The 19,219-nt window shown below is 44.6% G+C and carries 21 protein-coding genes; 13 read left to right on the top strand and 8 right to left on the bottom strand.

The window, feature by feature from the left end; translation table 11 throughout:
- Positions 1 to 414: 414 nt before the first annotated feature.
- The 3 genes from ald (at position 415) to ACZ5PW_RS04950 (ending at position 5,254) form a co-directional block, all read left to right on the top strand.
- Positions 415 to 1,536: an alanine dehydrogenase gene (ald, locus tag ACZ5PW_RS04960; RefSeq protein ID WP_464558525.1), complete on the top strand. Its 1,122-nt coding sequence runs from the start codon at positions 415 to 417 to the stop codon at positions 1,534 to 1,536.
- A gap of 236 nt (positions 1,537 to 1,772) precedes the next feature.
- On the top strand, positions 1,773 to 3,173 hold the full coding sequence (locus tag ACZ5PW_RS04955) for an alanine/glycine:cation symporter family protein (RefSeq protein ID WP_464558523.1): 1,401 nt from the start codon (positions 1,773 to 1,775) through the stop codon (positions 3,171 to 3,173).
- Positions 3,174 to 3,997: 824 nt separating this feature from the next.
- On the top strand, positions 3,998 to 5,254 hold the full coding sequence (locus ACZ5PW_RS04950) for a tyrosine-type recombinase/integrase (protein WP_464558521.1): 1,257 nt from the start codon (positions 3,998 to 4,000) through the stop codon (positions 5,252 to 5,254).
- Positions 5,255 to 5,386: 132 nt separating this feature from the next.
- Here ACZ5PW_RS04950 and ACZ5PW_RS04945 read toward each other — a convergent pair whose 3' ends face one another.
- The 6 genes from ACZ5PW_RS04945 to ACZ5PW_RS04920 all read right to left on the bottom strand — a co-directional run bounded on the left by ACZ5PW_RS04945 (position 5,387) and on the right by ACZ5PW_RS04920 (position 10,130).
- Positions 5,387 to 6,067 (bottom strand): hypothetical protein, encoded by a 681-nt coding sequence (locus tag ACZ5PW_RS04945; RefSeq protein WP_464558519.1) that lies wholly within the window; start codon positions 6,065 to 6,067, stop codon positions 5,387 to 5,389.
- Positions 6,068 to 6,787: 720 nt separating this feature from the next.
- On the bottom strand, positions 6,788 to 7,768 hold the full coding sequence (locus tag ACZ5PW_RS04940) for a calcium/sodium antiporter (protein ID WP_464558517.1): 981 nt from the start codon (positions 7,766 to 7,768) through the stop codon (positions 6,788 to 6,790).
- A gap of 61 nt (positions 7,769 to 7,829) precedes the next feature.
- The gene (locus ACZ5PW_RS04935; RefSeq protein WP_464558515.1) at positions 7,830 to 8,150 is read right to left on the bottom strand and encodes a DsrE family protein; all 321 of its coding nucleotides are present in this window, start codon (positions 8,148 to 8,150) and stop codon (positions 7,830 to 7,832) included.
- A 1,051-nt stretch (positions 8,151 to 9,201) separates the two neighbouring features.
- A complete protein-coding gene (locus ACZ5PW_RS04930) occupies positions 9,202 to 9,711 on the bottom strand; it encodes a hypothetical protein (protein ID WP_464558513.1) in 510 nt (169 codons plus the stop codon).
- Positions 9,712 to 9,756: 45 nt separating this feature from the next.
- Positions 9,757 to 9,942: a hypothetical protein gene (locus ACZ5PW_RS04925; protein WP_464558511.1), complete on the bottom strand. Its 186-nt coding sequence runs from the start codon at positions 9,940 to 9,942 to the stop codon at positions 9,757 to 9,759.
- Entirely contained in the window at positions 9,939 to 10,130 is a 192-nt protein-coding gene (locus ACZ5PW_RS04920; protein WP_464558509.1) for a hypothetical protein, read from the bottom strand. The genes ACZ5PW_RS04925 and ACZ5PW_RS04920 overlap by 4 nt, the downstream gene beginning before the upstream one ends.
- A 236-nt stretch (positions 10,131 to 10,366) precedes the next feature.
- Between ACZ5PW_RS04920 and ACZ5PW_RS04915 the strand changes: the two genes are divergently transcribed.
- Positions 10,367 to 11,500: a hypothetical protein gene (locus ACZ5PW_RS04915; protein WP_464558507.1), complete on the top strand. Its 1,134-nt coding sequence runs from the start codon at positions 10,367 to 10,369 to the stop codon at positions 11,498 to 11,500.
- Between the two features lie 44 nt (positions 11,501 to 11,544).
- On the opposite strand, the gene ACZ5PW_RS04910 is transcribed toward ACZ5PW_RS04915, so the two are convergent.
- Positions 11,545 to 11,826, bottom strand: a complete 282-nt coding sequence (locus ACZ5PW_RS04910; RefSeq protein WP_464558505.1) for a hypothetical protein — start codon at positions 11,824 to 11,826, stop codon at positions 11,545 to 11,547.
- Between the two features lie 476 nt (positions 11,827 to 12,302).
- The gene (locus ACZ5PW_RS04905) at positions 12,303 to 12,854 is read right to left on the bottom strand and encodes a helix-turn-helix domain-containing protein (RefSeq protein WP_464558503.1); all 552 of its coding nucleotides are present in this window, start codon (positions 12,852 to 12,854) and stop codon (positions 12,303 to 12,305) included.
- A 43-nt stretch (positions 12,855 to 12,897) separates the two neighbouring features.
- On the opposite strand from ACZ5PW_RS04905, the gene ACZ5PW_RS04900 reads away from it, so the two are divergent.
- From ACZ5PW_RS04900 to ACZ5PW_RS04860, 9 genes are read left to right on the top strand one after another with little or no spacing between them, the layout of a single operon-like run.
- Positions 12,898 to 13,131: a helix-turn-helix domain-containing protein gene (locus tag ACZ5PW_RS04900; RefSeq protein WP_464558501.1), complete on the top strand. Its 234-nt coding sequence runs from the start codon at positions 12,898 to 12,900 to the stop codon at positions 13,129 to 13,131.
- Positions 13,115 to 13,474 carry a TraK family protein gene (locus ACZ5PW_RS04895; protein ID WP_464558499.1) on the top strand — a complete coding sequence of 120 codons (360 nt, stop codon included), beginning with the start codon at positions 13,115 to 13,117 and terminating at the stop codon, positions 13,472 to 13,474. Before ACZ5PW_RS04900 ends, ACZ5PW_RS04895 begins: the two co-directional genes overlap by 17 nt.
- 17 nt (positions 13,475 to 13,491) lie before the next feature.
- Positions 13,492 to 14,211: a P-loop NTPase gene (locus tag ACZ5PW_RS04890; RefSeq protein ID WP_464558497.1), complete on the top strand. Its 720-nt coding sequence runs from the start codon at positions 13,492 to 13,494 to the stop codon at positions 14,209 to 14,211.
- A 9-nt stretch (positions 14,212 to 14,220) separates the two neighbouring features.
- Positions 14,221 to 14,634 carry a hypothetical protein gene (locus ACZ5PW_RS04885; protein WP_464558495.1) on the top strand — a complete coding sequence of 138 codons (414 nt, stop codon included), beginning with the start codon at positions 14,221 to 14,223 and terminating at the stop codon, positions 14,632 to 14,634.
- Positions 14,631 to 15,635 carry a P-type conjugative transfer ATPase TrbB gene (gene trbB, locus ACZ5PW_RS04880; RefSeq protein WP_464558493.1) on the top strand — a complete coding sequence of 335 codons (1,005 nt, stop codon included), beginning with the start codon at positions 14,631 to 14,633 and terminating at the stop codon, positions 15,633 to 15,635. The genes ACZ5PW_RS04885 and trbB overlap by 4 nt, the downstream gene beginning before the upstream one ends.
- Positions 15,595 to 15,909 carry a TrbC/VirB2 family type IV secretion system protein gene (locus ACZ5PW_RS04875; RefSeq protein ID WP_464558491.1) on the top strand — a complete coding sequence of 105 codons (315 nt, stop codon included), beginning with the start codon at positions 15,595 to 15,597 and terminating at the stop codon, positions 15,907 to 15,909. The genes trbB and ACZ5PW_RS04875 overlap by 41 nt, the downstream gene beginning before the upstream one ends.
- The gene (gene trbD / locus ACZ5PW_RS04870; protein WP_464558489.1) at positions 15,906 to 16,181 is read left to right on the top strand and encodes a conjugal transfer protein TrbD; all 276 of its coding nucleotides are present in this window, start codon (positions 15,906 to 15,908) and stop codon (positions 16,179 to 16,181) included. The genes ACZ5PW_RS04875 and trbD overlap by 4 nt, the downstream gene beginning before the upstream one ends.
- Before the next feature lie 11 nt (positions 16,182 to 16,192).
- A complete protein-coding gene (locus ACZ5PW_RS04865) occupies positions 16,193 to 18,616 on the top strand; it encodes a VirB4 family type IV secretion/conjugal transfer ATPase (RefSeq protein WP_464558487.1) in 2,424 nt (807 codons plus the stop codon).
- A complete protein-coding gene (locus ACZ5PW_RS04860) occupies positions 18,613 to 19,044 on the top strand; it encodes a helix-turn-helix domain-containing protein (RefSeq protein WP_464558485.1) in 432 nt (143 codons plus the stop codon). Before ACZ5PW_RS04865 ends, ACZ5PW_RS04860 begins: the two co-directional genes overlap by 4 nt.
- Positions 19,045 to 19,219 lie beyond the last annotated feature (175 nt).

The following is a 19,219-nucleotide window of genomic DNA, read 5'->3' as shown; positions in this document are numbered from 1 at the left end:
ATCTTAAAAGCAGCTCCCACAGGGGCTGCTTTTTTTAATTTATACAACATTATCGAACTATTACACGAATGGAAACCATCCGGTATTAATTTATACCACCTGTTAACCCCCTTAATTTGAACAATTATAAGCCTCATTAGAAAAATGCGGTAACCAGACAAACCACTTACCAGTTTCCACCCTCCATAGAAAACACTTCCCAGCAGCCTCACAGGAACATTTCACCCCACCACACAACATCAATAAGCCTCCGTTTTTAAAGAACTAATACACAAAAAAGAAACAAAACGCCCCGCTTTACCCAAAACTGGCACACGGCTTGCCTATAGGAAAAATACCAAGAGCTCAGATGCTCATCAGAAACGCCCCGGTGTGATTGGGGGTAATAACTTTAACAAACCAGGAGATTGGGAAATGAAAGTTGGTATTTTGAAAGAGATCAAAGCTGAGGAAAACAGAGTATCCATGACTCCTTCCGGCGTAGAAGTAATGCGTGCAAACGGACATGAAGTCATGGTTGAAAAAGCAGCTGGCGAGGGAAGCGGCTTTTCAGACGAGGACTACATTGCTGCAGGCGCCAAAATCATCAACACCCCGGCTGAAATCTATGCTGAATGTGAGATGGTCATGCATGTTAAAGAACCTCAGCCTTCAGAATACGAAATGGTTCGCGAAGGACAGATTGTTTTCACATATTTCCACTTCGCTCCCGATGAGCCTCTGACCCGCGCATTCATCAAGAACAAGTCCATCGCCATCGCTTACGAAACCGTTGAAGGACCTTCCAGAGACCTTCCTCTGCTGACTCCCATGAGTGAAGTTGCAGGACGCATGTCCATTCAGGAAGGCGCAAAATACCTCGAACGCTACTACGGCGGACGCGGCCTGCTTATGGGCGGTGTTACCGGTGTTGCTCCGGCCAATGTTGTCGTAATCGGCGGCGGTGTGGTTGGAACAAACGCAGCACAGATGGCCTGCGGACTCGGTGCAAAGGTTACCCTGCTTGATATGAACCTCGAAAGACTCCGCTATCTCTCAGAAGTAATGCCCAAGAACTGCTTCCCCATGATGAGCAGCCCCGCACTTCTGCGCGATCTGGTCAAAGAAGCCGATGTGGTTGTCGGTGCTGTCCTCGTAGCCGGCGCAAAGGCTCCCAAACTGGTAACCCGGGATATGCTCAAAACCATGAAGAAGGGCTCCGTGATCGTTGACGTTGCCATTGACCAGGGCGGTTGCTTCGAAACTTCCAAGCCTACTACTCACGGCGATCCCGTATACGAAGTAGAAGATGTAATCCACTACTGCGTTGCAAACATGCCCGGTGCTGTACCTGTAACTTCCACTATGGCTCTCACCAACGCAACCCTCCCCTATGCAGTAGAAATCGCCAACAAGGGATGGGAAAAGGCAGCACAGGAAAACAACGCGATCAGAACCGGACTCAACATGATTCACGGTCAGGTTACCTACAAAGGCGTAGCCGAAGCTTTCGACCTTGAATACGTACCCGTAGACAACGTGCTGTTCCCCAACTAGCAGCAAAAAGTCATATTGCACCGGGTAGAAAGGTAAATACCAGCATCATTACCTTGAATACTGTTTGAATTGATTCAGGCGCTGCCCGAAAAGCAGCGCCTGAAGAGGGAGTGCAGGGGCAAAGGCGGAAGGCCAGGCCCCGTCAAATCAAATAAAGAGGTGCCCGGAGCAAAACACAAGACCAGAAGCCAATCCACGCTCATAAAGGAGTATGATCAATAAACCTAGGGGATGACATGGAAATTATGACTTTACTGGACACTATGGTAGGAAAAGTTGGCGCATTTGCATGGGGGCCGCCCATGCTGGTTCTGCTCGTGGGAACCGGCGTATGGCTGACCTTCTCCCTTCGAGGCCTTCAATTCAGAAAACTGTGGTACGCCCTTTACCTCGCTCTTATCAAACGCAAGGAAGACTCAGACGAACCCGGTGATATCACTCACTTCCAGGCCCTGATGACCGCACTTTCAGCAACAGTGGGAACCGGCAACATCGCCGGTGTGGCAACAGCCATCGCATTAGGAGGTCCCGGCGCACTGTTCTGGATGTGGATTACCGGCCTTGTAGGCATGGCAACCAAATACGCCGAAGCAGTTCTGGCCGTTAAATATCGTGAAATCGATGAAAACGGCGAAATGAGCGGTGGCCCCATGTACTACATATCCAAAGGCCTCAAAATGCCATGGCTCGGCTCAGCTTTCGCCATCTGTGCCTCTGTGGCTGCTTTCGGGATCGGTAACATGGTTCAGTCAAACTCCGTTGCCGACGCAGTTGAAGCCACCTACAGCATCTCTCCTTTCATCACCGGTATAATCCTCATGGTCTGCACCGCGGCTGTTATTCTTGGCGGAATCAAGAAAATCGGACAGGTAACAGGCTTCTTCGTACCTATCATGATCCTCTTCTACATGGGTGGAGCTACCTACATCATCCTCGCAAACATCGCAGAAGTTCCTGCAGCACTCGGTTTCATTATTGAACAGGCCTTTAATCCCACAGCGGCAGTAGGCGGATTTGCCGGAGCATCCATAATGCTCGCCATCAGAATGGGTGTGGCAAGAGGAGTTTTCTCCAACGAATCCGGACTTGGAAGTGCTCCTATCGCAGCAGCTGCTGCACAGACCAAAAGCCCCGTCACTCAGGCTCTGGTCTCCATGACCCAGACCTTCATCGACACCCTTGTTGTCTGCACAATGACCGGTCTGGTTCTGATCCTCACCGGAGTATGGTCCAGCGGAGCCACTGGAGCCGAGCTTACCACACTTGGTTTCGGTGCAGGCTTCAGCGGTGGTGAACATGTTGTAACCATCGGTCTGGTCCTCTTCGCCTATTCCACCATTCTCGGCTGGAGCTACTACGGTGAGAAATCTATCGAGTACCTGTTCGGCGTCAAAGCAGTGCTGCCATACCGTCTTGTATTCATCTGCTTTGTTGGAATCGGTGCAATAGCCAAACTCAGTCTGGTCTGGAATATCTCGGACACCCTCAACGGACTGATGGCTATCCCCAACCTCATCGGCCTTCTGATGCTCACCCCGGTTGTTGTCTCTGAAACACGCAAGTATTTCGAAGGCGACAAAGAAGCAAAAGAATCCGGAGACCTCGCAACTTCCGCGGCCTCTGACACCCGGAAGTAATCCTCCAGGGATTACGATAGCCCGCCCGGCACTCTTTCGGGAACCCGGATTACCCCGAAAGAGTGCCGGCACACAAATTTCCAACAATAAGCCGCCCCCGAACCTCACCGGATCAGGCGGCTTACGAGAAATGCCAACGGAGGTGTTGCCAAAGACACTACGGAAAATACCCCATAAATCCGGACTGCAACGTATCCCCCGAACAGGCATCTCCGGATATAAACTGCGCAACTCTGGCAGTTTAAAACAAAGCTTAAAGTAAAACAGAGTTAAGGATTCTTACCCAAACATCAGTTTGGGGTCATGGCTAAGGCGTGTTAAAGCCCGGTCTCTTTCGCTGAGACCGGGCTTTTCTGGTGTAGGTCCTAACTGTTCGGTTGCGAACCATCCCGGTTACGCCCCCCAGTTGCATTATAGACTTATCACCTCAGTCTTCTCACCCACAACTGAAAAGTGAATGGCAATGGGCCTGAAACAATATTTCGTTTTAGTTTTTCGCAGCAAAATGATGCAACTTATGCACTTAGAATTTACGAAATAACAACACTCTCTTTTATGCACCAAAATTGGGACAATATTGGAACAAATTCTGCCCCAACAAAAAAAGGACTTACAACCATAAAGCTGTAAGTCCTTGTAATATCTGGTACCGGGAGCGAGACTCGAACTCGCAAGGGCATGAACCCGGCGGATTTTGAGTCCAATATCAAGACTACAACATGTGTCCCTGAGCGTCCCTATATGCTGTATTTAAAGACTTTATTTTATAAAAATGTCCCTGAGCGCCCCTTGAAAGTTGCGAAAAGTGGGAGTAAAGTGGGATAATGAAATCAAGTAAAGCAAAATGGTCAAAGGTTAAAGGAGCCATAGGTCTCCGCTACTATGAATTCCCAGACCGAAAACATAAAGGCAAACTTGACCGCTACTATAGTTGCCGATGGTCACGTAATGGGAAAAAGATTGAAGAAGGAATCGGCTGGTCCTCTGAAGGGTGGAAAGTATCAGAAATAGTCACCCTTCGCCACACATTACAGCAGAACTACAAAAAAGGATCTGGCCCAACAACATTTGCTGAACTCAAAGAGCAACACGCCAAAAAGAAAGCCGAGGCTCAGGCAAACGAGACCAAAGAACAAATCAAGGAAATCACTTTCAGAAATTTTTTCGAATTGTACTACATCCCATGGAAACGCGATCGCAAAAAACGCAAAACCTGGACGGATGATGTTAAGCGGGCAAACAAGCGTATTCACCCATTTCTTGGAGAATTTCCTCTTTCGGCTATTACTCCAGATCTCCTTCAGGAATTCATGGACACCCTTTACGATGACGAGCTGGCCGATGCGACTGTACTCCATCATATGGCTATTATCAGATCTGTTTTCAACCGGGCAGCCACGACTGTAGTTGAAGATGTGGTCGTATTCCCTGACCAATCCCCTATTGAGCACGTAGATTTACCCCAGATCGGCAACCAGAACCAAAGGGAAAGATTCCTTAGCAAAGAAGAAGCTAAGCTGCTGCTCACAGCAACGCTGGAGAAGGCAGAACAAGCCAAAGCTGCACATCACAGGAAATGCTGGCAAGATCTGCACGATGCAATTCAGCTGTCGTTAAACACCGGCATGAGGCTAGGCGAAATCCAGCGAGTAGAATGGCATGATATTAATTTTTATGGGAAGCTGCTTACTGTGCGTATGCTCAGCAACACCCAGAAGCCGGGCGGCAGTATTCCTCTTAATTCTGTAGCCCTTGATATGCTAATGCGCCGCAAAGAACAGTCTGACGGAGCCTTGATCTTTCCCCCTCTTGCCGGAGGCAAAAAACGTGAGAATATTTCACATCAGTTCAAGGCTATTGTGGACGAATTAGAACTAAATAAATTTGCTACAGCCAAAAGCCAACGAATAGTATTCCACAGCCTGCGGCACACCTTCGCTTCATGGCTAGCGATTGCCGGCGTTGATATCTACCGTATCAAAACCCTCATGCGGCACAAGACTATTAATATGACTATGCGGTATGCACACCTTAGTCCTGATCTTTCTCAGGGAGCTGTGGAGTTGTTGACTGCGGATTAAGCTGTAAATTAAACAAAACAAACTTTTACAGCTCAATCTTTGTAATATTTTAATAATTAAAACTTTAGAATGTGTCCATGTATAATATCAGGCAAGAAAAAATCTGCTTACAATACAATCTCAAGAATACGATTAATTAGCAGTATATGAGTTCAAAACAATCTCTTTGTATGGAAGCGTGCCTTTTGAATAGACATCGTTAAAATAGGTCATAGGATAGGTCATGTTATAAAGTGGTGGAGAAAGCCAAAGCACCAACTGCATAATCATGCTAAATTTGGCTGCTAGATCCCTCAAATGCCATATAGGCTCATGGTGAAATACTCTATTTCTAAACTTTCTTAGATCGTTAAGTGTAACGGATAGATATTGCTGTCGCCGGCAATTTGAAGGAACTTTTCTAAAACAATCTTTAAGCAAAACTGGAACGAGACTTGCTGAGTACCTACGAGCAACAAGGGCACTCCAAAATCCAAAACTTAACTCGGCAACAATCTTTCCTGCATTTGACCTATCACCAGAGCTAAGCTTTTTCTTAGCCAGAACAATTTGTCCTGGTTGATAGCTTTGCAGAAGTCGAGGAATATCAAACCACATGTCAGTACCATAATGGTTTGTGAGAGCAGAATGAATACGGTTCCTTAACACCACTTCTAAATTCTGAAGAGGGATATAAAACGACTCGCTCAATCGACTATTCCACAGATACCTCAAAACACAGTCAAACTCCGTCTCCTGCGGAGATCTCCTGTACCCTTCCAGCCTTGCTTCAGACAAACCTAGTTTTAACTCTTCCCAAAAAAGTTCTTGCATAAATAGAAAACTGTGCCTATCTTATATGTACAGAACGTGGACATAACCCCTCTTGGCACTGCCGATAAAGTTCCCACGTCATTGAGATAAAACAAAGACCCTGCTTCGGCGGGGTTTTCGTTTTGTATACAAATAGGAACAATAAGTCTAGAACACCGCTTTCGGAAAGAAGTCCTGCAGACTTCCACTCTGGCTAGCTCCAAGCAGCTAGAAAGGAATGTTTACATAGATGTCAGCAGCTAAAGCGAATGAACCTTTAGGGATGAAAAGGATTTATGGGCCGCCCATGCCATGCGTGGAAGGATGCCTCAGAATACAAGCTCATAGCCTCCAAACGGATATATATTTAATTTTACCCACAGTTCTCGCTAACAGATAAGAACCTCAATAACCGAGCCAATACAAAATTTCATGCCCTTATATTCTGTTTTATTCCCGACCTGACAGAGAAAGCAGTAGCTTCTGGCAGGAGTGTTCTTCGATGTTATTCTTACGTTTGAGTATGTTCCCTCCTTACCTTCCGATAGTGTCTTCGTAGTTTATTGGGGTGTTTCAGCTTCGTCCAGCTCAGTTTTCGTTGAAAAAGTCAGTAAAAACTGAACGGTATTTGCTGAGTTCTGGATCTGGAATTGAAAAGCCGATTAGCCGGCTTCTTGGAGATGTGCGAAGCTTTCATTCAAAACTGAATTGAAACCGCTAAGTTGGTTTGTTTAGAACACTTTATGAAAAAGCCCCGCTGAAAGTTGTCCATACCAGATAGCCTGTGTACCCGAAATAGCAACATAATAAAGCTATGGCTTCTACTCGGTTGATTCTACCAGGGCCACGAAATCCATATCCTATTATAAACAATGACACCGTAAGAATAGCCATGACTGAAACATCTCGGAAAACCACTTCTGGGCCGACTTTCATCGGATGAATAACGCCTGCTATCCCAACAACAGCCAATGTGTTAAACAAATTAGATCCTAGCACGTTTCCGAGAGCTATATCATGCTCACCTTTCCGTGTAGCAACAACGGAAGATGCGAGTTCAGGCAATGATGTTCCTATTGCGACGATGGTTAACCCGATCATCAAATCACTTACTCCGAAGCCGTGCGCTATCTCTACAGCCCCCCAGACAAGGACTCTAGAACTGATAATTAACAACACCAGCCCTAATATTAACCAGAATAATGACCGACTGATAGGTACCGCTTGACTTTCTAGCTCTTGGTCTATTTCAGTGCCCAAAGCATCATCTTTACATTGCAGACCCTGCCAGATAGTCCAACCCATCAATCCACTGAAAACACATAGCAGCACAACTGCGTCAATTCTTGAAACGTCTCTATCCCACAACTGCCATGCAGCTAATGCTGTCACCACCGTAAGAATTGGAAGCTCCTTTCTCAAAACCTGCGAATGAACAGTGATAGGACTGAGTAATGCTGTCAAGCCAAGTATTAATGCGATGTTGGTTATGTTTGAACCATACGCATTTCCTAAGGCTATTCCAGGAGCACCTTCAGAAGCTGCCAATGCCGATACTACCATTTCAGGCGCAGATGTTCCAAATCCGACAACCACCATCCCTATCAACAAGGGAGGCATACCAAAGTGTCTAGCAGTTGCGGCTGATCCTTCGACAAAACGATCTGCACTCCATACTAGAAGGGGCAGAGCAAATATAACAGCAATGAATGATGTAACCACTGAAATAGCCCATATTCATTCTGAAAGAACCTTAAATAAGTTTTCCCAAAATGAACTTGTGTTAATAGTTGAGGATTCTGTCTGCATCCTTGATGCTCTGGTAGAGAAAAGGCATATTCGAACGAGTTACGTATTCCTGTGCATCCACACCGTGGATGTTCAAGCACTTGCCTCAGGCTGCGAGAACACCTTCTGACAAGGTGAATATTTTAGCCTGTTCAGTTATAGGAAAGTCCTCGCTGTCACCGTACATAAGGTTTACACCTGAACCGTTAAGAAAGATGGTGACCTCATCTCCTTCATTTAGCATGAAGTTGCCAAGTCGAAGAACATTCCATTTAATTTCCGGGTCAGAGCTTGAAAGAACGATAAGCATCTTCATTTACAATACCTCGGTGATGTTTAAAGTTGGTTATTTTAACTTCGCGAATCTGACTAAATATGCCTCGTCCAGAATCATCTTTTCACAGACCAAGCAGGAAAAGGCATTTCTCCTAGCCCTTCGATTCCAAAGCTTATCTACATCGGTTTCTAGTTTTACTAATAATTTCCATGAGGAAAGTTGCGGAACCATCACCGCAGGATATAAAAACAGCCCATGGCAAAATTCTCTGTTGGATTCTCCTTTGAATGAACAATATTCTTCATTGTCAACGGATAAAGAGTAAAGGCGGAATCGAAGGAGTTGGTCAATATCGGTTTTGATATTTTGCATTTATTAAATGAAAGGCTAAATTGAAAAATTACAGAGCAGATTTATCTGTTAGATGTTCCTGATAGTGAAAAAATAAAATCGACTATTCAAAGTAAACTTCTAAGTAGATGGCTGTATTAATTGCCGATAGAAGGTGTTCAATCCACAATTTTCTGATAGCTTAATTCGATCTTTATGTCAAAAGTGATGGCTCGAGCGTGGTTGATTAGAAAGTACAAGACTTTAAATGGATACGTATTTATTAGTTTGGTATGTTAATTGCTTTAATTAATCTACTCTCTGATGAGCACGTGCCCGCAATGTCATCTTCGGTCAACCGAACAATCCAAGCAAACACGACGATATAAAATCTCTCTACCCACACACAGAATCATTAAAAAAACGCCCCCCAGTGACCAAATAAAACCAATCAGTATAACTTTCAATTTTTTAAAATGATTCGCCATACAAAACTGCCATACAAAACTGCCATACAAAATCATCTATTTTCTAGCCCTCGATCGCGAAGTTCAGCGCCAGTTCGGCAACGCCGTACTCTTTATAACGGAGTTACCCCTTCCTCAAAATTGAGCGTTAACATCGCCTTCTTTCAATATGACTAAGCTCTTAGAAAAAAAAACTTCGGTGAAATAGCCTGGATGTAAATTAAACAATCTGCTCAGATTGCACCCGAGCATTTCCGAGGACTTAGGCAAACAACAAAACAATTTTCGACTTCTTAATCTTCATCCTGCCAGCTTTTTGGATAAGAAGGATATTTCTCTGAAAATTCGCCCTCTCCTTGATCAATATGATAGCTAAGCCTCCTACGAATAAACTCGCCGTCATGCTCTGTTTGGTAATAATTACTGTATTGAAAGTTATTATTGTGCCACAATAAAAAAAGCTCCTTAAATTTTGGAACAAAATCCATTGAAATAGACTTTTCCTCCGCACGTCCATACGCATTTTCATACAAATCAAAAACGAGCACATCTAAAGCTGTTATCGTTATCTCCATAAGATTTGCAAATTCTTCTTTGTAGCTTTTTTGTCCTTCCCTTTTCATGGAATTCCAAAGAAGCCTAGCATTAGACTCAGAATCCGCTGATGGCCCTTGAGACAAACACTTTAAGCATTTAAAATAATGATGCTGCCGAACCACTTCCCGAACAGTTGCTTCAGAACAATCTGAACATATGAATTCACTAGACGCCCCGCACCAAGGACAATTATCAACACCTCGCATATAGCCTCCAAACGGATATATATTTAATTTTAACCACAGTTCTCGCTAACAGATAAGAACCTCAATAACCGAGCCAATACAAAATTTCATGCCCTTATATTCTGTTTTATCACCAGCCTGACAGAGAAAACAGGGGAAATCGCAACCATGGCGTTCAATCTCATGTTGAGCCTGCTCTTTTGTCAGAATCGAATCTAAGACAACTTCATAATCTTGAAAACTAGCACTCATTTCACCCTCCAGATATGCCATACACCTATTTTCTTGCTCTCGATCGTGAAGCTTCGCGCCAGTTTAGCTCGCTCTATGTCCATCTGAATCGTTTCAAGATAGTTTTCAAGCTGGAGGATCAAGTCCATACGCTCTTTAAACGGAGTCCCTTCGGCCTCGATCTTGTCCAGTGCAAAAGCCTGATTCATACGTCCCTGCGCATGCTCCTAGGGGTTGCGCATCTGCCCACAAGCTACTTAGATCATATCTCCGCTATCCAATATTGTATGTTCCTGTATGGCCTGCCGGAACCGCAGTGCCGGGGTTGATTTAGTTGGAGCATCCAGAACTGGAAAGGATTATCCCCGACAACGAATAAGCCCACTTCTTTGAGTAATGAATTTCTTACTCATCCACACTTGATCAATAAATATAAATAATATAATTGGAAAACTTCAATACCTTCATCCAAGGAGCTAACATAAAAAGATTTATTCCAATTATACTATTTGTTTTTTTCTGCTGTGCATTTTTCGGTTCTCCTAAAGTTGATACCACATCAGACAAAGACTTCCGCAACTCAATTATCGAAATGCTCGACAGCCTCAAGCCAGACAACAGAGAGGAGCTGGCTAAATCCTTCAGCTTAATTCTGACCAATGGGAAAAGCGAAACAGACATAACTCTAACTGCCCCATCTGCAATGAGACTAGGTTGTTCATTGCAAGATGTTTACACACTTTGTGAACAGAACGCTCAATGGGGCAACAAAACATATTTAAACACCCTTAACTCGTTAGATGGTTTAACTTTCGACGAACTGCGTAAAAGAGCAGCAAAAATAAAAAATATATTTCAGGCCGAGAAAGCAAAAAAGGAAGCTGAATGGCAAAAACAAAGACTCACCCAATTCCAACAAAAACTCGTTAAAATAAAATCCAGCATCAACGACATCAAGGAACAAGAAAAAAGACTTAAAAATGGACAATCTATTCTCACAGCATCACAAAACTACGCGGACAAAATAAATTTAAAATCTACAGAAACTCCCATTAAGGAAAGGACCGCTAATTTTGCAAGTTCACTTAAAGTAGACATTAACCTTACCAACAATGGAGTGAAAACCATTTCTTACATTAGATTCAAAACCACTGTTAATGACACCAAAGAAAAAAGAATCAGAGAATACTTTAATGAAATTAAATTCGATAAACCAATAGATTCTGGCCATAATTTTAAAAAGACATTTGTCGTAGAGCGCATAGCCTGGTTAAAATACCCTCCACAGGGAGTTAAAATTACAACAGTCATAGATCAGCTTGTTACGGCAGATTGCTACAATCTTGTTATCAATGACTGGAAAAAACGGTTTTCAGGAGAATGGTTTTATAAAGATGCCGAACGAGTAACACGTAATAAAAAGAAAAAAATTGAGAGAGAGCAAAACTTTCTCGTGAAGCACAAACAATGGCTTGAAAAAACACTGGAACTCATTGAGGCTAAAAAAATCAAAAACAAGGATGATGAATACGAGCAAATGGGCTTTGAGCCGAGCTACGTACCCAACAATAATTTTTAAATATAGCAAGGGGTGACCTCCTGCATAAGCCAGGAGGGGCATTCCTAAAGCAGCGACTCCTTTTCAATAATCCCAAACCGCCGAATCCCGTATTCAACAAGATCAGTACTTTTATAGAGTATCTTCTTACCACTCTTGTAGTGACTCCTTGGGCCGACCATTTTGCTGTCGTCATTTCGTAGGGTTTTAGGTGAAAGCCATCCGCCTGTGTATTTGTCCACATCGTGCCGGGCAATCACAGGTGGGAGCCCAGCGATTACGAAATCTTTAAATGCAGACTCCTTTTCAGTTAGTGGGCGATCCCAATTGATATTTGAAGATGACATTTACTCACCTCGATAAGTGACATGATTTAATCCTTATGGTCTCAAGGTATTATTTCCATACCTGCCTACTCTTCACCTACTGCTCGCAAAACTTTCATACGGAGCTATGTTAGGAACCACTGTGCCACAAGACACATTTAAGTGTCAATGGAAATTGTTCCATACGACACACAAAGTTTTGAGGTAGAAGATTGGAACAATTTTGATAAGCTACGAATGATCTTTCATGAATTATGAAGGTGAGATTTTATTGGACTATTCTAATTGAAGACATCAACCATTAAAAGTAGACAACAATCGTCTTGTCCTGAAAATCCACTGTTCTCCGAAGACATGTTTGTTGAAACTCAACCCAAAATTAGGACCTACCTGAGTAATCATTTTGGGTTACTTGATTACCTTTAAATAAAACAGATGCCTACTATAAGCTCTTTCACGTGACTGTCGAAAAGGAAGATTAGATGAAGAAATAACTTTTAAGCAGACTGTTGTCTTTCCTGAGTATCATTTAAATTTTTAGTTATTTCTTCCGCTGCCTTGTTTAGAATACTAGACGCACCAGTTTCAGCCTCTTTGCAAATAAGATACAACTCTTCTGGGGTTGGGACCTCTTCCCCATTGACTATCGCGCCAATGCGATTAAGCATAATTCCTGTTTTGGCAGCAATTTTTTGATCAGTATTATCTGAAAGCCGGATACTCTCTGCAAGATTATTAGCTACAACTTTATCAAATGCACTTAGGGTAACCGTTTTTTCTTGAACATCAGGAAAAAGCGCTATCGGATTTATATTTAATGCCCTACAATATTTGACCATATCAGCAAATGAGGTACGCTCACCGCCCCTCTCCCCACGCAACCAGCGTGAGACAGTACCATGCCCTACGCCAAGCATGCCCCCAATTTCCTGTAGATTTTTACCGTCACCTCTAAGGGCATGGATTTTATCAATAATTATGCCCCAAGCGAACGCTATGTCTTTATTATAGCTCATAATTTCAGACAATAATTCATCTTTATGTGTCATGTGGCCCCACAATCTATTGACATCCAGTGTGTCATGAGACACAATGATCCACATGAACGCACTAGAAAAATATCGTCAAGATCACGACCTTAGCTGTGTTGAAATGGCTGCAATTGTAGGATGCAGACACTCAACTATCTCCCGGCATTGTAACGATAAACGTCCAATATCAGGTGATTTTGTCCTCTTGTACCACGCTAAATTTGGCATCCCCTTACACGAACTACGCCCCGATATTTTTGAAAAGGATGATCAGCAAAATGAGCCAGAAAAATAAAGGATTCGCGAAAGTTGAGTTCAGGGCAAACCTAAAAAGAATCAAAGAACTCACTAAGCAAGGCTACACGAAAAAAGCCATTTACGAGCAGCTTCATGGAGAAGGCAAAGTCTCCATGACTTACATCCATTTCTGCCGTTTCGATCCCTTTACTGGACAATTTTTAAAATCCCGCAACTCATCCCCGCCCATAACAGGCACTCCTGCAGTAAGGACCGTCTCCGCTCCCCGCATACCCCACTACGGAGACGGTCCTCATGCGGGACAACCTCATAGCAACCAAGCTTTTATCCATGAAAAGAACGTTTCCGAAGAAGAGCTCGATGAGCTTGTCGGCGAATAAATACAAGGAGTGAAACTATGGCTACTATCAATCTGATTTTTCAAGGCAAAGGCGGAGTGGGTAAAAGCCTTGTCGCCAGCTTCCTTACTCAGCATCTTATGGATTCAGGGAAAGAAGTCTGCTGTGTGGATACTGATCCGGTAAACGCAACGTTCTCAGGATATGAAAGATTTGGCGTAACCTCTCTTGATATCATGAACGGCGATGACATCGATCCCAGACGATTTGACACTCTCGTTGAATTGATGATGGCCCTGCCTGATGAAGCAGAAATGGTGATTGATAATGGAGCCGCCACTTTTGTCCCGCTTGCCAGCTACCTTGCTGACAATGAAGTATTCACAATGCTTGCTGAAGCGGGCCACAATATCAACCTGCATACAGTAATTACGGGCGGCCAGGCTCTTGCTGACACTCTCAGCGGACTCAGTTCCCTTCTTAAGACTTTTCAAGTTCCCATTTACATCTGGCTAAATGGATTTTTCGGTCAGATTGCCAGAAAAGGAAAAAGCTTCGAAGAATTCAAAGTCTACAAAGACAATTCACATCGCCTTGCCGCATTGATCCGCATTCCCGTGAAGAAAAAGGAAACTTTCGGCAGGGACATTGAGAACTTACTGACCGCAAAAATGTCATTTCAGGAAGCGCAGGAAAGCGAACTGCCGATCATGACCAGGCAGCGTCTCAAAATGTTCTGGAATGAAATGAAAACAGAACTCCTAAACTGCGGAATGTAAGGATCAGAAATGTCTGACCAGACACCCGAAAACGCCCCCCTCACCATTCAGAGTGTGCGCGATCTCATTGCAAACGAGCACAATCTGCTGCTCGATGAGGATGATCCTATCCTCGTTGCCGTGACTATAAATCGCGCCGCTCTGGATGAGTATGAAAGGCTGCTACAGATCCATAGACAGCAGCTTTCCAAAGACATGGAAGAACATGTTTCTTCCTTTGCTCTGGAGGTGCGCAAATCCACAAATAGTCTGTTGAGTAAGGCAGTTAAAGCGAACATTGAAAACTGCCTGAGCGTTATCAATGAACATCAGGTCCAGATGAACAACTTCCTTGGTTCAGTAAAGGGATTGGCAATGTTCGCAGGGGTAATGTTCTGCATGTCTATTGCTGTTTCAATTTCTGTAATTGTGTGGGGTTCATGATGGAAGAGCTTACAATGGAAGACCGCCTTGTAAACAACCTGCTCCATAATATGGGACAGGGCATCGTTTCTGCCCTGAAAGATGAACGGGTTGTTGAAATCTTGGTCAACCCAGACGGCAAACTTTGGATTGAAAGACTTGGCGAGGAAATGAAGGAGGCGGGGCAAATTCCGTCCGTTCAAACAGCCATGATTATCTCACTGGTAGCCAGTGCTCTTGATACGATTGTAACCAAAGAATCCCCGATCGTTGAAGGAGAACTCCCAAAGGCGGCACCGCTTAATGGAAGCCGCTTTGAGGGGTTGTTTCCTCCTGTGGTACAGGCCGCTTCCTTTACCATCCGCAAAAAAGCCAGCCATGTCTTCACGTTGGAGCAATATGTGGAGTCAAAAATCATGACTCCTGAAGTCATGCACTCAATAAAAGCTGCCATCTCCCAGAAAAAGAACATTGTAGTGGTCGGTGGTACCGGCTCCGGCAAGACGACACTGGTAAACGGAATTATTAAATCCGTGTCAGAAATTGCCCCGGTAGATCGTCTGGTCATCATCGAAGACACGGCAGAATTGCAAAGCCAATCTCGCAATACTCTTCTATTAAGATCTACTCACAGCACAACCATCCAGACATTGGTCCGGGCGACAATGAGACTGCGCCCGGACCGGATACTTGTGGGCGAGGTGCGTGGAGGGGAAGCTCTTGATTTGCTCAAAAGCTGGAATACAGGACACCCCGGGGGAGTTGCAACGGTTCACGCCAACTCTGCATCTGAAGGACTTCTACGTATTGAACAACTTATTGCGGAAGCTTCTACATCCCCCATGCCGCATCTAATCGGATCGGCCGTGGATTTTGTAATTTTTATCCGTCGCACCAAGACAGGGCGAACCGTTTCGGAAGTAGCCACTGTTTCCGGATACGACTCTGTGAACCAAAAATACATTCTGGAGTACATCTACAATGAAAAAAATCAACATACTGACGATGCTAGCTGTATTTAGCCTGATCCTAATTCCTGAATATTCGCTGGCAGCAACAAATATCTCTGACTTCAACACCCCTTTTGAAACCTTTGTAGGTATTTTCACAGGTCCTGTGGGCAAATACATGTCGATCGGGGGAATCGTCGGAGTCGGTCTGACATTGATCTTTCGTCATGATGACATGACCGGGCCTATAAAACTTTTATTGGGTGTTGTACTGGCCATCTGCATCGTGGTGTTCGGCTCTACTCTGGTTGAAAACACTTGGTCCTTCAAAGGAGCAATTCTGTGAGGACAGTCGTAATCCACGAATCACTGAACAGGAAAATACTCGTTATGGGCGGAGACCGGGAACTGGTTATGGTTTCCGCTCTCATCTCCATTGTTCTGGGTGTTGGTGGAACAACTATTATCTCGGGGATTACCGGAATTGTATTCTGGATAGTTTCACTTTTCGTTTTCCAGAAGATGGCAAAGAAAGATCCACAAATGTTTCAAGTCTGGCTCCGACACAGAAAACAGCAGGTTTATTACCCTGCACGACCAACTCCCTTTGGCAAATAAAGAGACATTTCATGATCAAACTTAAAGACTACCGAGATCAGGCAAAAGGCCTCCCGGATCTGCTACCATACGCCGCTATGGTCGAGAATGGAATAATCCTTTGCAAGGACGGTTCACTCATGGCCGGTTGGCAGTTCAGAGCAAAAGATATGGCCTCCAGTACTCCTGCTGAGTTAAGTGCTGTCAGTAGCACAGTGAACAATGCTCTCAAGATCCTTGATAGCGGATGGATGTGCCATGTAGAAGCTATTCGGGCTCCATCAACGGCATACCCGCATGCCGGAGCCAGTTTCTTTCCTGATCGCGTAACATCTATGATCGAAGAAGAACGCCGGAGCATGTTTCAGGCTGCCGGATTCTTTTATTCTACAGAAACCTTCCTGGTAGTCAGCTATAAACCACAATTCTTTACCGAAAAGTTGGGCAGCATGGCTTATGAAAACGCCGCCCAGATAAACAGCCTTGAAAAAACTCTCTCCAAATTCAAATCAGCACTTGATGAGCTTGAAGACGCCCTTTCTTCAGCCATGCAAATGTCACGTCTGAAAGACGAATCATTCACGGATGAATTTGACCATACTCAAACATATTCTCCTTTGCTGACGCTGATCAGCCGTTGCATAACCGGCGACGACCATCCCATCGTGCTCCCGCATACCCCTATGTACCTTGATGCTGTTATCGGCACAGAAGATCTTCGAGGCGGAATTCATCCTAAAATTGGAGACAAACATATAAGGGTTCTTTCCCTTTCCGGCCTTCCTCCGGAAAGCTACCCTACCATCCTTTGCTGCTTCGAAGGTTTGCCGGTCGAGTATCGTTTTTCCAACAGATTCATTTTTATGGATCAACTTGAAGCTCTTAATGAGCTTGAAAAGTACAGAAAGTCATGGCGCCAGAAGATGGTCAAATTAATTGATGGAATTTTCAACAGTGCCAATGCCAGAACGGATAATGACGCCAAGAGCATGACTGAAGATGCAGAGGAAGCAATTCAGGAAATCCAATCCGGACTTGTCGGTGCTGGTTTCTATACTTCAAGTATTGTTCTGATGAGTTCAGACCCTGAAGAGCTGGAGTACGCTATCAGGGAATTACGCCGGCAGGTTCAGGTAAGGGCCTTTCACTGCATGGTGGAAACCATCAATGCACTTGAAGCATGGCTTGGTACACATCCTGGAAACTCATATGCCAACATTCGCAGGCCAATCATTAATACCATGAACCTTGCAGACCTTCTGCCGCTAGCAACAATCTGGGCCGGTCAAGAATACAATCCTTCACCCATGTTTCCACCGAACTCCCCACCGTTGATGCATTGTGCCACGGACGGTTCCACGCCATACAGATTAAACCTTCATGTGGGCGACATAGGACACACACTGATATTCGGCCCCACCGGTGCGGGCAAATCCACTCTTCTGGGAATTATTGCCGCCCAGTTCAGACGCTACCCCAAAGCTACTATTTTCGCCTTTGACAAAGGAATGTCCATGTTTCCCCTGTGCAAGGCTGTCGGCGGATCTCATTTTGAAATAGCCGGCGACTATTCTAGTCTGTCTTTTGCTCCCCTTCAGCATGTGGAGTCCGACTCAGAACAAAGTTGGGCTGAAGAATGGATCGAAACATGCGCTACTTTGCAAGGGCTGACAGTCCTTCCGGTACACAGAAATGCAATTCATGCCGCCATGAACATGCTCCGGAACAATCCTCCTCAGATGCGTTCCCTGACGGATTTTTATCACAGCGTTCAGGACAATGAACTCCGCGAAGCAATCAAGCACTACACAGGCCAAGGAGCCATGGGCTCATTGCTTGACGCTCCTTCTGATGATCTTGGAATTTCAGATTTCATGGTTTTTGAAATTGAAGAGCTCATGAACCTTGGAGACAAAAATTTGATTCCGGTCCTGCTTTACCTTTTCCACCGAATTGAAAAAGCACTCACCGGACAACCGGCTATTTTGATTCTAGACGAAGCCTGGATCATGCTTGGGCACAAGGTCTTCAAAGAAAAAATACGTGAATGGCTCAAAGTTCTTCGTAAAGCTGGATGCGCGGTAATTCTCGCAACTCAGTCTTTATCAGACTCTGCCCGGTCCGGGATTTTGGATGTCCTTGTGGAGTCCTGCCCGACCAAGATTTTTCTTCCAAACGCGACCGCAATTCAGGAAGCGCAATATCAGCTTTATCAGAATCTGGGACTTAATTCCCGGCAGATAGAAATTATCGCATCCTCTACCCCCAAACGCGACTACTACATTGTTTCCCCTGAAGGCCGCAGACTGATTGACTTGGCCCTAGGCCCGGTTGCCCTGTCCTTTGTCGGCTCCTCAGACAAAGGAAGCCTTGCGCGAATCAAAGAACTGGACAAGCTCCACGGACAAAACTGGCCACAAAAGTGGCTTGAGGAAAGACAGGGAGATTTCAGATGAGTGGCAAATTAACCACAGAACAATTCACCGCAATGCTTAGCCGATTAGCAGAAGGTCTGGGACTTGGACTGGGAAAGGTGACTCAGGGCCAGATGGCAGAAGTTCTTGGAATCCGCCAATCTTCTATCTCTGATGCCAAAAGAAGAGGCTCAATTCCTGCGGAATGGTTCCTCAAGGCATTGGAAATTGGCGGAATAGACCCTGAATGGGTGCGCACGGGGAACGTCCCCAAGTACCGGGTCCTCTCCGATGATCCCAATGGAACTTTGACAGTAACAGAACTTCACAAACGCATTGCCGCTGAAAACAAAAGGGATCTTACCCAGGAAGAATTAATTGCCGCCCTGAAGAGAAGATTTCCAGCAGGCACAACCATAGAAGTTAATTTTTTGATGGGATGCACAGGCAAAAGCGATGACGATTCCTAATAAAAACCAAAGGAAAGGCCAATGACAACCAAAGAAGAACTCAAAGCAAAAGCTGAATCAATCAGGCAGCAACGCAGAAAAGAACTTACAAAAAGGACAGAAACTTTACTCAAACAATTTGAGGAATGGGGATGCTCAATTGAAGACGCAGCAAGTGCTTGTGCGTGCGCACTTA

The sequence above is a fragment of the Maridesulfovibrio salinus genome (genome assembly GCF_055394525.1).
This window is presented reverse-complemented; position numbering and strand designations above follow the sequence as displayed.